Origin of the sequence: Pantoea cypripedii, assembly GCF_002095535.1 — a bacterium.
Classification (GTDB): domain Bacteria; phylum Pseudomonadota; class Gammaproteobacteria; order Enterobacterales; family Enterobacteriaceae; genus Pantoea; species Pantoea cypripedii.
This window is the reverse complement of record NZ_MLJI01000002.1, coordinates 774,928-788,100: the sequence shown is the minus strand read 5'-3', so window position 1 is coordinate 788,100 and position 13,173 is coordinate 774,928. Positions and strand designations below refer to the sequence as shown.

15 protein-coding genes are annotated in these 13,173 nt (G+C 52.1%); 4 read left to right on the top strand and 11 right to left on the bottom strand.

Features of this window, described 5'->3' with window-relative positions; translation table 11 throughout:
* Positions 1-250 precede the first annotated feature (250 nt).
* From HA50_RS24880 to HA50_RS32035, 3 genes are all read right to left on the bottom strand, one after another.
* Positions 251-727 carry a hypothetical protein gene (locus HA50_RS24880; protein WP_139811028.1) on the bottom strand — a complete coding sequence of 159 codons (477 nt, stop codon included), beginning with the start codon at positions 725-727 and terminating at the stop codon, positions 251-253.
* Complete coding sequence (locus tag HA50_RS24875; RefSeq protein WP_139811027.1) at positions 687-1,250, bottom strand: glycine-rich domain-containing protein; 564 nt, start codon at positions 1,248-1,250, stop codon at positions 687-689. The genes HA50_RS24880 and HA50_RS24875 overlap by 41 nt, the downstream gene beginning before the upstream one ends.
* 129 nt (positions 1,251-1,379) lie before the next feature.
* On the bottom strand, positions 1,380-1,502 hold the full coding sequence (locus tag HA50_RS32035; RefSeq protein WP_276329379.1) for a hypothetical protein: 123 nt from the start codon (positions 1,500-1,502) through the stop codon (positions 1,380-1,382).
* Between the two features lie 294 nt (positions 1,503-1,796).
* Here HA50_RS32035 and HA50_RS32200 point away from each other — a divergent pair, with 294 nt between their 5' ends.
* Entirely contained in the window at positions 1,797-1,997 is a 201-nt protein-coding gene (locus HA50_RS32200; RefSeq protein ID WP_139811026.1) for a DUF6404 family protein, read from the top strand.
* Here the strand turns inward: HA50_RS32200 and HA50_RS24870 are convergent.
* The 6 genes from HA50_RS24870 to HA50_RS24845 form a co-directional block, all read right to left on the bottom strand.
* On the bottom strand, positions 1,937-2,515 hold the full coding sequence (locus HA50_RS24870; RefSeq protein ID WP_084879475.1) for a helix-turn-helix domain-containing protein: 579 nt from the start codon (positions 2,513-2,515) through the stop codon (positions 1,937-1,939). The two genes, HA50_RS32200 and HA50_RS24870, sit on opposite strands and share 61 nt — an antisense overlap.
* A gap of 112 nt (positions 2,516-2,627) precedes the next feature.
* Positions 2,628-3,578: a PDR/VanB family oxidoreductase gene (locus HA50_RS24865; RefSeq protein WP_084879474.1), complete on the bottom strand. Its 951-nt coding sequence runs from the start codon at positions 3,576-3,578 to the stop codon at positions 2,628-2,630.
* Positions 3,579-4,091: an MOSC domain-containing protein gene (locus HA50_RS24860; protein WP_084879473.1), complete on the bottom strand. Its 513-nt coding sequence runs from the start codon at positions 4,089-4,091 to the stop codon at positions 3,579-3,581.
* 13 nt (positions 4,092-4,104) lie between these two features.
* Positions 4,105-5,412 carry an MFS transporter gene (locus tag HA50_RS24855; RefSeq protein WP_139811025.1) on the bottom strand — a complete coding sequence of 436 codons (1,308 nt, stop codon included), beginning with the start codon at positions 5,410-5,412 and terminating at the stop codon, positions 4,105-4,107.
* Positions 5,413-5,698: 286 nt separating this feature from the next.
* Positions 5,699-6,400: an NADPH-dependent F420 reductase gene (locus HA50_RS24850; RefSeq protein WP_084879472.1), complete on the bottom strand. Its 702-nt coding sequence runs from the start codon at positions 6,398-6,400 to the stop codon at positions 5,699-5,701.
* A gap of 84 nt (positions 6,401-6,484) precedes the next feature.
* Positions 6,485-7,357 carry a LysR family transcriptional regulator gene (locus HA50_RS24845; RefSeq protein WP_244193671.1) on the bottom strand — a complete coding sequence of 291 codons (873 nt, stop codon included), beginning with the start codon at positions 7,355-7,357 and terminating at the stop codon, positions 6,485-6,487.
* A 131-nt stretch (positions 7,358-7,488) separates the two neighbouring features.
* Between HA50_RS24845 and HA50_RS24840 the strand changes: the two genes are divergently transcribed.
* Complete coding sequence (locus tag HA50_RS24840; protein ID WP_084879470.1) at positions 7,489-8,415, top strand: alpha/beta hydrolase; 927 nt, start codon at positions 7,489-7,491, stop codon at positions 8,413-8,415.
* Between the two features lie 152 nt (positions 8,416-8,567).
* Here the strand turns inward: HA50_RS24840 and HA50_RS24835 are convergent, their stop codons facing one another.
* Positions 8,568-8,828 carry a hypothetical protein gene (locus tag HA50_RS24835; RefSeq protein ID WP_084879469.1) on the bottom strand — a complete coding sequence of 87 codons (261 nt, stop codon included), beginning with the start codon at positions 8,826-8,828 and terminating at the stop codon, positions 8,568-8,570.
* Between the two features lie 291 nt (positions 8,829-9,119).
* On the opposite strand from HA50_RS24835, the gene HA50_RS24830 reads away from it, so the two are divergent.
* Complete coding sequence (locus HA50_RS24830; RefSeq protein ID WP_084879468.1) at positions 9,120-9,962, top strand: ABC transporter substrate-binding protein; 843 nt, start codon at positions 9,120-9,122, stop codon at positions 9,960-9,962.
* Positions 9,963-10,129: 167 nt separating this feature from the next.
* Entirely contained in the window at positions 10,130-10,987 is an 858-nt protein-coding gene (locus HA50_RS24825; protein WP_244193670.1) for an alpha/beta hydrolase, read from the top strand.
* A gap of 17 nt (positions 10,988-11,004) precedes the next feature.
* Here HA50_RS24825 and flhA read toward each other — a convergent pair whose 3' ends face one another.
* Positions 11,005-13,089: a formate hydrogenlyase transcriptional activator FlhA gene (gene flhA / locus HA50_RS24820; RefSeq protein ID WP_084879466.1), complete on the bottom strand. Its 2,085-nt coding sequence runs from the start codon at positions 13,087-13,089 to the stop codon at positions 11,005-11,007.
* Positions 13,090-13,173 lie beyond the last annotated feature (84 nt).

The window sequence follows — 13,173 nt, the reverse complement described above, 5'->3', positions numbered from 1 at the left end:
CGGCCAGCATCACAGATTACGATTAATGACCTGTATACAAAGAGAGCTTAGATGATGTCAAAGGACAATACTGAAATTATGTCTGGGGTGCGGAGGCGACGGATGGTGTCTTCTCAATTGGCTGAATTTATTACCCTATCTCACTCCACACCACGTGGAACCATTCAAATGCCAGAGATCCGATTTTTTTCCCAGGGTACCTGCGAGGCGACATAAGTAGCCCCGCAGGCACCCTTTGTTACCAATATATTTAAAATCTGCAATACATAATATCCATCACCTCACCATTTGGCCGGATATATTCTCTATGGCTGGCAGAAAAATAATAGCGATAGAGTTTTGCAACACGCGGATTGGTGACATAACCGAGCAATCCCGCGTAGTTTTGCCGAACCACATAGTGTGTTTTCCACCATTTCATCAGGCTGATGCCTGCACTGGAAGATTCAGCCAGAGAACAAATTGGCCCAATTCTCAGCCAGTCTTCATCCTCAAAATGTACGTGGCTGATACCGACGTAACCCACGATGCGATGCTTATCCACAGCGATGGCTGAACGTTGCTCACTTAACTGCTGTGTAAGATTTACAACGTCAACCGGAGGCAATGAACCCCGACTTTTCCCTGATTTTCCAGGCAAATCCATGCAGCAACTGTTTATCAGTTCATAAATATCAGCGACATCATCAACAGTCGCCATGCGAAAGGACAGAGGTTTGTTTTGCATTGGCTGGGGCCTCCGTATCAGTCAAAGAAACACTGACTTCCCCTCCGGCGGCCAGCGTATTAACGTCGGCCAGACTTAACCCTTCACCCTGCATCAGAAAATTAACTATCACCCAATGTTTAGCCGATTCCGCTGTAAAGTCGCCGAACAGACGGTGATATTCAGTCAACCAAAACACGAGTTCCTCAGCCATCAACTGACCCGATGTCGCACTCATGTAATCATGGAAGGAACCACTCTGGTGATGAATAAAATCCTTTCCCGGCAGAATACTACACAGCCCCGGATACAGACGTGTTTGCAGGATAAATGCATGCCAGACATTATCGACATCCTGGCTCACCGGAACGAAGGCTTTTTTATTAATTGACGAACAAATCCATAAAAACTTCAGACATTCATCCATCAATTCATGCCTGACCGTTTCTGTATAATCAGTGAGGAAGTTAAAAACGATATCAACATACTCTGGTGAAATTAAGCTCCGAATATCATTCGCACTCATCTTTGTTGTTTGTTGCATACCAGCCTCAGTGAATAATGATGCCCATTCAGTTTATGCTAAGCAGGAGGAAGTCCTCCTGCATTAATACACTCCGGTAATAAAGCCATCGCTGACAATGGCTTTATGAGTTCTGCATCCTGATCAAAATCAGGCCTTACCTCCTGCAAAACAACGCGCCATACAACCCGCTGAAAGTGCCTGGATTTTTTCCATAGCGTCTTTGGTTTGCAGCATCTGAATAAGAGACATCGTGTTTAAGCGGATGGTCATTTTAAATATCCTTGTATTCATCATGGTGTTTTTATCGTTTAGCCCACCGCTGGCTAGCTGTTTTCCAGCCAGGGCCGACAACGAAGCATGCTAATTTCGGATTGCTCTGAGAAAAATAGTTAGCAACTAAAATCAGTGAATATTCAGGAACCATGAAAATTACCACTCTCTCAGCGGGAGAGACTCTGGCTGGTTATCACTGACATTTTCTGAGGCCATCTGCTTGTCCGCAATGAAACAATTGATCATCAGGATATGATCGGTCTATAAAGGGATAAATAACGGAGGCTATTTATGGTAAAGGATGCAGAGTTCGTCAGGAAGAAAACAAGGGCAATTGAAATTATGGCGAGTAAAGGCATGTGGAGCAGCAACTATGCGCCCCCTTTGCACCGCCTTTTATGGAAACCGGGAGCAGCTGTAACCGGTATCCCTCATCCCTGTTTCCCGTCAATGACCAACAGAAACTCACAATCCGTATCGGCGGGATTATAAAATCCATGTCGAACTTTTGCGGCGTAATACATTGAATCACCGGTATGCAGAAGATTGACCGTCTCACCCACCGTCACTTCAACACTGCCAGCCAGCACATAGATATATTCTTCGACGGGTAAGTTATGCGCCACCAGTTCACCAGAGCCGGAATACGCGCCGAGATTCACTTTCACAACATCGATTCCACGCCCAGGAAGAATGGGAGACAGGCAGGTACGGGTAAAGCGATTTTGTTTGTCTTCTAACACCGGCTGCTCGCCTGAACGAATGACAACGATATCTTCAGAGGATTGCGACCCCATCAGTCCGGCAAAACTCAGGCCCAGCGCATTGACCAGACGTGAAAGCACGGTGGTGGATGGCGTCACCTCCCCCCGTTCCGTGCGAGAAATCATCGAAACGCTGACGCCTGAAAGTTCAGATAACGCCTGCAATGACAGATTTAGCGTTTTACGCTGTTGCTTTAACTGGAAAGAAATTGTCTGGCGGGTACTCTCTTCAGAACGACTGTTCATAAGCTCTCTGGGTTGCGTCTGAGCTTCACCGGATAAAGCTCGTCTGGATGATGAGACGAGCCACTATAGCCTGGCGACGATGCAGAGGCGACCATAATCAGGTCATCGGGAACTATAAATCGAGCACCAGCTTTTCACTGTCGCATCCCGCCACACACAGGATTAATTTGCTTTTTCTTTCTTCAGCGGACAGAACCTTATCCCGATGAACGGGTTTGCCATCACACCAGCTAACGCTACAGGCACCACAAATCCCGCCTTCACAGGAGTAGTCGATATCAACACCCGCTTCAAGCAACGCCTGAAGCGGTGTTTGCCCTCCGGCAACCGCCACCCTTTTACCACTGCGACGCAGCTCAATAGTGAACGGGGGTAACGACGCATCATCAAGAGCTACTCCGGAGAAGTGTTCCTGCTGCAACTGTGCTTCTGGCCATGCTGCTCCAGCCTGGTTGTAGGCAACCATCATCCGTTCCGGGCCGCAGCAATAAAGGCAGATATCCTCGCTATAAGCAGGCATGATCGCTTCGATGGATGTCCTGACCCCGGCATTTCCCGATGAGGGATAGAGAAAAAGTCGACCATGGTTCATCGCCTGCTGTACTTCCCTGAACAACGGCGGATTTCCGCGATAGAAATAATGCAGCTCATAATCCAGGCATTTTCTTTCCAGCTGATAAATAAACGCCAGCATCGGGGTGATACCAATTCCCCCGGCGATTAACAGATGTTTTTTCTTATCCTGATGGAGTTTCATGGTGCTGCGCGGTAAAGAAACGCCCACCCAATCCCCCATGCCAAGATGATGATGGATCCACGCCGAACCACCACGGCTGCTCGTTTCCCGTTTCACGGCAATCTGATAATGATAACGGTCGTCAGGATCGCTACACAGGGAATAGGCGCGCCTCATGCCATTGCCCAAAATGAGAACCAGGTGCGCCCCTGCCTCAAAGGCCGGTAACTCCCAGCGATCGGGGTCGGCCAGCGTCACCAGCAATACATCATCGCCCGTCATTTCCAGCCGGGTAACCACGGTAGTTACATAGGTTATTGCCTTCATTTACCCAACCCGATGCGCTCTGATGATGTCATTAACATGAACCTGCCCGCCTTTAATGATTTTGCAGTTCAACCCGGAGCGATTAATTAAAGGATCGAACACCGGTTTACCGGTTATTTCTTCCAGATGTTTGCACGGCGTCGATAAGCGTGTGGCTTCGAGCAGCGTCTCACCCACCCAAAACTGCCGCCCCACCAAATGGTTAAGCGGAACACCGCGCACAGTAATATTTCTTCTGTGCTCCTCCGGTGCAAAATCGATACCGTGGTCACGTTTTAATGCCTCCAGCGTCTCAATCTCAAATAGAGTGACCTGCCGCCCCTCTTCCGGCTTATGCGAATAAAATCCACCACTCAGGCAGTAGCGATCGCCCTCAATCCCCTGTCCTTCAATCAGGGTCAGCGTTGGCACTGAACGCATCGGCAGAAAGGCGCGGGGACATAAGTGCAGAAACTCAACCTGGCCAGTAAAGTCGGCAGGTGTGACTGACGCCATACTCTCGATAGAACTCATGCTGTCTCTCCCGTTATAAATCTGTTGTTGAGGTTTCTCTGGCAAACCAGGTCGCGACTAACGTCATACAGGCAATGGCGATCAGCATGATCGACACACCCCAGGTCGCCCCATTGGCCCAGACCAGCAGCGCTGCCGCTGCCACCGGCACCACGCCACCACCCAGCGCACCGCCGATCTGCATCCCCATCGAGGCACCGGTGTAACGCAGGTGGGTAGGGAACAGCTCGCACATCCAGGCGGCTTCCGGGCCAAACATAATGCCCTGACCCAGGCTGACGGCGATGGCAACCGTAATGGCAATAACGGTCGGGTCCCGGGTATCGAACAGCATGAACAACGGAAAGGCAGCGATGATGGCAAACAGGCACCCCGCGTAGAACAGCGGCTTACGCCCGAAGCGGTCAGATAAATAACCGGCAAGAGGAATCGTGATCAGCTCCAGTGCCGCCGCACAAATCAGGCCATTGAGGATCACCGTTTTCGGTAAACCAAGGTGTTGCGTAACGTAACTGACGCCAAACACGGTGATGGTCACCACCCAGGCGATTTCTGAGAGTTTTAAGCCAATCGCGGTAAAAAAAGTCTGCTTATGATGGCGTAGGACATCGATAAACGGGATCGAAGGGGCTTTCTCTGCTTGCTGGGTCTCCTGAAATATCGGGCTTTCATGGACATATAAGCGAATCAGCGCACCGATAAAAACCAGCACGATGCTGACCAGAAAAGGAATACGCCAGCCCCAGCTCAGAAAACTTTCCTGCGGCAACAGGGTTATCAAGGCAAATGCCCCGGTAGAAAGCAGGACACCCAGTGGATATCCCAGCTGGATTAAGCTGCCGATCAGTCCGCGGCGGTGCTTTGGCGCATGTTCGACCGCCAGAGCCACTGAACCACCCCATTCCCCCCCGATACCCAGCCCCTGGACAAAACGTAACGTTACCAGCAGCAGCGGTGCCCACAGGCCAATCTGTTGATACGTCGGCAGACAACCAATTAAAAACGTACCTAACCCCATGATCAGCAACGTTAACGTGAGCATTGCTTTCCTGCCAAACCTGTCGCCAAAATGACCGAAGATCACGCCACCCAGCGGGCGGGAAAAGTAGCCTACCGCGTAGGTTCCTAACGACAAAATGACACCAATTGCCGGATCGACAGCGGGGAAGAAAAGATGATTGAACACCATCGCCGCAGCCGTTCCGTAAATCACAAAGTCATACCACTCAATGATCGAGCCAATCACGCTGGCATACAGCACGCGTTTCATCTGCGGGCTGAACAATGCCTCAGGCTCGGCGGACGTCATAATATTAACCATAACAGCCTCATTTTGCATATAGGATAATTTTATCCACTATATGCAAAGCTAAAGTTGTGCCAGGTTTCTGACCTCAGGCGATCATTTTTTAACCGATTGATTGTTATGTGTTTTAAGGAGAAGACATTCAGCGGGAAACGAAAAATCGTTATATAAACAAATACATAATGACATTGCATTGCACCAGATTGGTTACGATTTGCTTCAGGGTTGTGCGGGGATCGATCAGTTCAGGCACGGAAAAAACCTGCTGGACGCTGATGCCAGCAGGTGAGTACGGCGAGAGTTACTGATGAATAGCCTGTCTGACTTCATCAGCCGTTAGCGTCTGTAAAAACAGATCGCTGCCGGGCTGGAACAAGGTCGCGGTGGCCAGGTTGCCTGTCACCACCGGGGCGAAACCCGCCGCCTGCGTCAGTTGTGCTACCGTATCCAGCGCGTTCTTATCGTCGCCAGCCAGCGGCACCGCGAGCGCCTCGCCTGGGCGATGTGCATCGGCGGCCAGGCTGGCAGCCGCCAGCGAATTGAATCCCCGTACCACCCTTGAACCGCTGAAAAGACGGGCGCTGTAAACACCGCTACCGGCCTGTAATGCCTGCGTAGCCACCTCTCCATCCCTTTGCGGATAAGGATTGGCGACATCCAGCACCACTTTTCCCTGCAAAGGTTCAGCCAGACTTTTCGCCAGTGCCGGTAAAGCGCCATACGGCACCGCCATCACCACCACATCACCGAATTTTGCCGCCTGTAGCGGGGTGCCAGCCTGGGCATGCGATCCCAGCGAACTGACCAGCGGTTGTAACTCCTGAGGGTGGCGGGAGGCAAAAAACACCGAATAACCGGCCTTTACCCACAGCCGCCCCAGCGTTCCCCCCATATCACCCGCACCAATAATCCCGATGCGCGGCAGGGGCGCAGCCAAAACACTGGCGCTGCCCGCCAGCATCAGTAAAAAAGAACCAACCAGAACCTTCGCGAAGCGTGACATAGTGAATTCCTTAATGTGATGGACATCACAAAGTATACATAGAAATCCAGGTATCAATACAACGCCAGTCAAACCCGGCAAGACTCAGGATGGAAAGTGCATCACTAACATATCAATGAATTGCCGGACTTTTGCCGCCAGGTGTTTGCGATGCGGGTATACCGCATTAATGGCGATGTCCCTGCCTGCCCAGGCGGGGAATAACCTGACTAAACGCTGGTGATGCACATCGTCAGCCGCCAGAAATGAGGGCATCAGGGCAATTCCCATACCCGCCACGGCAGCATCTTTTATCGCTTCCCCGCTGTCGAAGCGCAGACGGCGATTGCCAGCAATGGCAATCTCAGCACCCGCCTTCTCAGCCAGTTGCCAGACACCTGAACCGGGCTGGAGGCCATATATCAGCCTCTGATGGGACCCAATTTCATGAATATCTTCTGGTGTCCCCTGCTGTTGCAAATAAGCGGGTGACGCGTAGATAAAATGCTGGCAGTGGGTAATGCGGCGGGCAATCATTAATGAATCAACCGGCAGTTCTCCCAATCTGATTCCCAGGTCGAAACCCTCTTCAACTAAGTCGATAATCCGGTCGGTAAAACTGATTTCAATTTCCAGTTCAGGCCATTTTTTCAGGAATTCATGCAGCAGCGGCAAAATCACGATGCGGCCAAACGCTGAGGTTACGGTGAGACGCAAAGTCCCTTTCGGTTCGGGATTATCCTGCCTGACGCTGCTTTCAGCTTCATCAATATCCGCCAGGATCTGCACGCATCGTTCGTAAAAAAATTGTCCATCGGTGGTCAGTGACAACGTGCGGGTCGAACGATGCAGCAAACGCGTGCCCAGATGCGTTTCCAGTCGGGCAAGGGCCTTGCCCGCAGCAGACCGCGTTAACCCCAACGCTTTCGCGGCCGCGACAAAACTTCCCATTTCAACGATCGCCACGAAGGTGCGCATGGTCCTGAGCTCCATGCCAGCGCCAGCATGCGGTTCAGTGATGAATGTACGGATACCCATTGTAGAAACCTATTCCCTGACTGTTTGGTTAAATTACTTATGGAGAAAATTATTCACCAGGAGATCGAGAAATGTTACCTGTTAATGCACAAAAAGCGTTAGAAGGCTGGAAAGAGGCGGCGATGCCGGTATTTCTGAAAATGCATGGGGCCAGTGACCACAGCTGGCAAGAGGCGCGCGACAGCTATGTTGCGGGACTGGACCGCCTTTTCCCCGCACCGGCAGGCGTGGCTTTTACCCAGACGGATTTAGGCGGCGTCGCGACCATGGTGGTCACGCCGGATAACGTGATTGAAGGCCGGACTCTGTTTTATATCCATGGCGGTGGCTATGTTCATGGCGGAATAAAAGCTTATCGAGGACTCGCCGGGAATTATGCCAGACAGCTACGCGCGCGGGTTTACGTCCCGGATTACCGCCAGGCACCAGAATATCCCTTCCCGACGCCGATTGAAGATACCTTCACTGCATGGCGCGCATTGCTGGCCAGCGGAGTGGATGCCAAATCGCTGGCTATTTCCGGCGATTCGGCAGGGGGAGCCATGCTGATAACCATCATGCGTAAAGCACGCGATGCGCAAATCCCATTGCCTGCCGCCGCCGTGGCTATTTCTCCCTGGGCTGACCTCACCCACAGCGGCGAGTCGGCGCGCGTCAGGGATGGGCTTGATCCCTTATGCAGCACGGAATTTCTTAACCAGCTGGCAGGTATTTTTCTGGCGGGAGCATTACCCACCCATCCTGATGCCTCACCGATTTTTGCCGATGTCAGGGATCTGCCCCCCACGCTCATCCAGATAGGTGAAAATGAAGTGATGCTGAGTGGCGCAATCCGACTCGCCGCGCATCTTGGCGAAAATCGGGTCCGCAGTTCACTTGAAGTCTGGCCCGGAATGTTCCATGTGTGGCATTTGTTTGCCGGATTGCTTCCCGAAGCCGACCAGGCATTACGCAACGCGGTGAGATTCCTCAATGATGCGTTAACACCCGCCACCTGATCATGGTCTGTAACGGCGCGATTTATCGCGCTGTTTTTTATCTGCTTAAACCTGCGCAATAAATTGTGCCGCTACAGAATGTGCCAGATTTACCGGATGCTAATAAATGCAACCCGGCTGGATATATTGAATAACAAGCATACGGTTTTTCATCACTCTTCTTCGATGAGTTCCCTGCCAGTCACCGTTAATCTGACTTCGTAATAACGTGACTTGTCGGTGGGATGAGTAATAAATTCAATCAGACCTGCCCGCATCAGCGGTGCCAGGCTACGACAGGTAATATCTTTTCTGTTGCAGGCCGAAATATCCCTTCTCATTTCCAGTCCTATCGCTCTATCGCCACGCAACTTGTGTTTCGTTCCGCTCTGTATACGACGTAAAGTAATAAGCTGCACTTCTGATAACGCCATTACCCCCTCCCGAGGTGAATAGTTAGATGCCGTTGTACGGATTTCCCCATTAATCCAGATCGTTCAGGATCTGGCTTCCATTAACTATTAAGGGTTACACATCCTGGTCATTATATCGCAAAGATTTCGTAAAGAAATTGTAAGTATGAATTAAATAAGGAGGAGGACAAATTGAACGCTCACTGACCTTCACTTGATTTTTTCTATCAAAATCATAGATAAAAGTCCGTTGACCGGGATACCCGGAACCTTTAGTGTCAGGATTCAAAATTAGACCATTCCGAGACAGAAATGACGCATTCTTTTCCATACCAAATTTCACACGAATATGGCGAAACATTTTTAACCAATAAACCCGTTCGCGTTGCCACCATTTCGACCGGGCAGACTGACAGTTGCGTCACTCTGGGGATCATTCCTGTAGGCACCACACAGGGCCATGGCACGGGGGTCTTTGAACCCTATTTATCGCTTTATTATCCCCAGCACGCGCGTGGCTTAGGGACAATGCGTGACCTTGGTGAGCGTAAGGATCCCGATATTGAAGCAATAAAATCCGTGCATCCGGACCTTATCCTGCTGAACTCCGCCGGATTGCAGCAACCCGAGATCCTGACCGCCCTGCAAGCCATCGCCCCTGCGGTGGTGACAAAAGGTCGGGGCACCAACTGGCGCAGCGATTTTCTTAAAGTGGCCGAAGCGCTGGGTCGTCAGCCGGAGGCCGACAGCTGGTTGCAGTCCTGGGATCACGACTGCTTGCATACTCGTCCGGCAAACACCTCTATCGCCTTTATTCAGTCCAATGGACAGCGGGTTAAACTGATGGGACGCCACTCGTTCGCCGGTTTAATCGCGAAAGACTTAGGGCTGAACTGGGGAGGCGGTGAAGACTTTGCTAGCGTTTCCCGTATCATTGAACCACAAGACCTGGCAGGTATTGATGCCGACTGGATTATCTTTGGCGGGCAGAAAAACGGTTCCAGCCTAATCCGTTCGATGGCGGGCTGGGAGAATCTGCGCGCGGTGCAGAAGGGCCAGGCAGTAGAAGTTGACTACCAGCCCTACTTTAACAACGCCGGGCCCACGGCAGCGCGTATTGTCCTGAATCAGCTGCGAGCAATTATTGGCGGATGATTGTTTCCATTTCCCGTGATCTTGTTGAAATTGAGAACCATTATCATTAAATTGTCTTACTTCCTGATCATCTTCACATTGGATAAGTGATTAATACCACGATGAAAAGTAAGTCTGAACGTTCTCAACTGGCCTCGCTTGTCATAGGAAGTTTGTGCGCATTTTTCATGCTGCTAATCAGCGCCGGGACCGGCTATGCCCGGCCTGATATGACACCACTGGGGCCGAATATTGCCGACAAAGGGTCCGCTTTTTACCATTTTTCGGTGCGTACCTTTGATTCTGCCGACGGCCAGCGGCACTACAAAGTGTGGACCGGGATCCCCAATAAAACCCCGCCAAAAGCGGGCTATCCCATCCTGTATATGCTGGACGGCAATGCGGTGATGGACCGGTTATCCGACAGCCTGCTGGAGAAAGCATCCGCGGAATCCCCACCGGTGCTGGTGGTGATCGGTTACCAGACCAACCTGCCGTTTGACCTGAACGCCAGAGCTTATGATTACACATCCGCAGTGACCAATAACAACGGTGAACCGCGGCGTGATGGCCATGGCCGCAGCGGTGGCGGCAGCCCCGCCTTCCGCCATCTGCTGGAAGCAACCATCGCCCCTCAGGCCGAGCAGAACCTGGCTATCAACCCGTTAAAACGTGGCATCTGGGGCCATTCCTATGGCGGGCTATTTGTGCTGGATGCGTATCTCTCCTCGCCATTTTTCACATTCTATTATTCAGCCAGTCCCTCGCTGGGGCGGGATAACTTCCAGCTGCTTAATGAGATGACATCCGTCAGCAAAGACCGCTTCAGCCATAAACAGCTGGTACTGATGGAAGGCAACGGTGACAGCAGACAGGATGCCAACACCGGCCCATCGGCAGTGTTACGCGCCGTGCGGGATACCGTCTCCAGCCTGCGCGCCAGCGGTGTCACGGCAACCTGGGCGCTGTTTCCCGGGCTGACACATGGCGCGATGTTCACGCCATCGTTTCAGTCAGCACTGTTACGCCTGTCTGAGGCCCCCTGACAGGCGTATTGGGGCGGTTAAGAAACCTCCTTATTAATCCCTAACCGCTTCATCCGTGATAGCAGCGTGGTGCGCTTAATGCCCAGTCGTTGAGCCGCACCACGCGGGCCAGCCACCACGCCGTTGGTTTCTTTCAGCACCCGCATAATCAGTTGATATTCGTCCTCCCCGGCATGGTCTTCCGTGGCTGGCGTGACAGGCTCGCTGCTTTCCACCCGTGGACGATAATCAATTTCCGGTAGCGAAAGATGCAGCACATTGCCACGCGTCAACAACACCGCCCGTTCGATCACGTTTTCCAGCTCGCGCACATTACCGGGCCACTCCATGCGTCGCAGGGTACGCAGGGTCTCAGCTGGAATGCTATCGATATTACGGTTCATGCGCCGGGCGATTTTAAAGGTCAGGGATTTCACCAGCAGCGGGATGTCCTCCGGACGTTCGCGCAACGGTGGCAGCCGGATGGGAAAGACGTTGAGTCGATAATACAGGTCGTTGCGAAATTCACGTTCGGACACCATTTGCTTCAGATCGCGGTTAGTCGCGGCGATCAGGCGTACATCCACGGTCAGTAATTTGTTGCTGCCGAGGCGTTCAAACTCCTTTTCCTGCAACACGCGTAGCAGTTTGGGTTGTAATTCCAGCGGCATATCACCCACTTCATCAAGAAACAGTGAGCTTTTATCCGCCAGTTCAAAGCGGCCAATGCGCTGGGTATTGGCACCGGTAAACGCGCCGCGTTCGTGGCCGAACAAATCACTTTCCAGCAACCCGGCGGGCATCGCAGCGCAGTTCATTTTCACCATGCGACGGCTGTTGCGTTCACTTTGATTATGAATGGCTCGTGCAATCAACTCTTTACCGGTGCCGGTTTCTCCAAGGATCAGCACCGTACTGTCGCTGCGCGCCACCATCTCCACCTGTTTCAGCACATGCGACATCACTTCGCTGCGACCGATAATTTCTCCGGACTCACCAGCTACATTGTCGATCTGTTCGGTGATATACAGATCACGGCCCACCAGATTTTCTTTCAGCCGCTTGATTTCCTGCCAGGCCAGCGCATTGTCCAGCGCGATGGCAATGCGCTCAGCAATCTGTTGCAGCAACTGCAAATTGGCCGGTGTAAAGCCCCCTTCCCGACGTTGCGCCAGCTTCATCACACCCAGCATGTTATCGCCAAATTTTAACGGCAGCAGGCAGAGCGTCCGAATCTGGTTGTCCCAGAGATCCTGAAGCAGGTGCTCATACGAAGCGGCCTGTGCATCGCTGTAAAGGTTAAGCAGCAGCATCTCACCGCTGTTAAACACCTTCTCCGAAAGCGTCCCGGCTTCTGCCACTTCGCTTTGATCGTGAATCGGCGAGGCTTCATCAACAAAATGGGTTGAGTGTATCGTCAGCCACGCTTTACGGCTGCTGCGCACCACAATACCGACGGAATCGATGCCGAAGTGGCTGTGGATCTCGCGGGCGATTTCGCTAATCACCTCGTCAAGATCCAGCCTCGACAACACAGCGTTGGTCACTGCCACCAGTGTGCGAAAGGCATCCCGTTCACGACTGAGTTGCAACCGGTCATCATGGGTATCCTGCAGGCTCTGAATTTGCTGTACCACCAATCCAACCACCTGGGCCAGGGTATGCAGACGGGCCAGCTCTTTCTCACTCCAGCCACTATCGTTATTGCGAATAAACTCGCAGCCGCCAAAAATATGCCCATCAGCCGCCAGTGGCAGCAGACAATAACGGCCAAAGCCATTGTAAGAATCCAGCCTGGCTACCTGTGGCCAGGTATCGCTAAACTCTGGCCAGGTGCACATCAGTGCCTCTGGCCGGGAAAGCAGACGCCGGACCGGTCCCTGGGTCAGCTCCCCGATATCTTCGTGCTGCTGCGGTCTGCAGGCTTTGTCCATGCCATAAAAACTCACCTGTTGATGCTGTGCATCAAAAAGCAACATATTCACGCGATCGGCTAACCCCGCCTGTTTAACAAGTTTAGCGAGACGGTTGATCAGCGCGCCAGCATCAGGCTGTTGTAACAGCGTGTGGGTGATCTCAAACAGCCCTTGCTGTCCGAGATCGCTCATCGGGGTGTATGTCATTGTTGTCGTCCATTGAAAACCACCAGCAAAACTACGGGGCGGGGATATCGCCCACTATTTATCAAATTCAAAGTTTATTCAGTC

Bases quoted from the DNA above. Each gene is read 5' to 3' on its own strand.
- HA50_RS24840 (WP_084879470.1), top strand. From the start codon at position 7,489: ATGTTACCTGTTAATGCACAAAAAGCGTTAGAAGGCTGGAAAGAGGCG.
- HA50_RS24860 (WP_084879473.1), bottom strand. From the start codon at position 4,091: ATGAGTTCTATCGAGAGTATGGCGTCAGTCACACCTGCCGACTTTACT.
- HA50_RS24845 (WP_244193671.1), bottom strand. From the start codon at position 7,357: ATGCGCACCTTCGTGGCGATCGTTGAAATGGGAAGTTTTGTCGCGGCC.
- flhA (WP_084879466.1), bottom strand. From the start codon at position 13,089: ATGACATACACCCCGATGAGCGATCTCGGACAGCAAGGGCTGTTTGAG.
- HA50_RS24875 (WP_139811027.1), bottom strand. From the start codon at position 1,250: ATGCAACAAACAACAAAGATGAGTGCGAATGATATTCGGAGCTTAATT.
- HA50_RS24830 (WP_084879468.1), top strand. From the start codon at position 9,120: ATGACGCATTCTTTTCCATACCAAATTTCACACGAATATGGCGAAACA.
- HA50_RS32035 (WP_276329379.1), bottom strand. From the start codon at position 1,502: ATGACCATCCGCTTAAACACGATGTCTCTTATTCAGATGCTGCAAACC.
- HA50_RS24850 (WP_084879472.1), bottom strand. From the start codon at position 6,400: ATGTCACGCTTCGCGAAGGTTCTGGTTGGTTCTTTTTTACTGATGCTG.
- HA50_RS24870 (WP_084879475.1), bottom strand. From the start codon at position 2,515: ATGAACAGTCGTTCTGAAGAGAGTACCCGCCAGACAATTTCTTTCCAG.
- HA50_RS24835 (WP_084879469.1), bottom strand. From the start codon at position 8,828: ATGGCGTTATCAGAAGTGCAGCTTATTACTTTACGTCGTATACAGAGC.
- HA50_RS32200 (WP_139811026.1), top strand. From the start codon at position 1,797: ATGGTAAAGGATGCAGAGTTCGTCAGGAAGAAAACAAGGGCAATTGAA.
- HA50_RS24880 (WP_139811028.1), bottom strand. From the start codon at position 727: ATGCAAAACAAACCTCTGTCCTTTCGCATGGCGACTGTTGATGATGTC.
- HA50_RS24855 (WP_139811025.1), bottom strand. From the start codon at position 5,412: ATGGTTAATATTATGACGTCCGCCGAGCCTGAGGCATTGTTCAGCCCG.
- HA50_RS24825 (WP_244193670.1), top strand. From the start codon at position 10,130: ATGCTGCTAATCAGCGCCGGGACCGGCTATGCCCGGCCTGATATGACA.
- HA50_RS24865 (WP_084879474.1), bottom strand. From the start codon at position 3,578: ATGAAGGCAATAACCTATGTAACTACCGTGGTTACCCGGCTGGAAATG.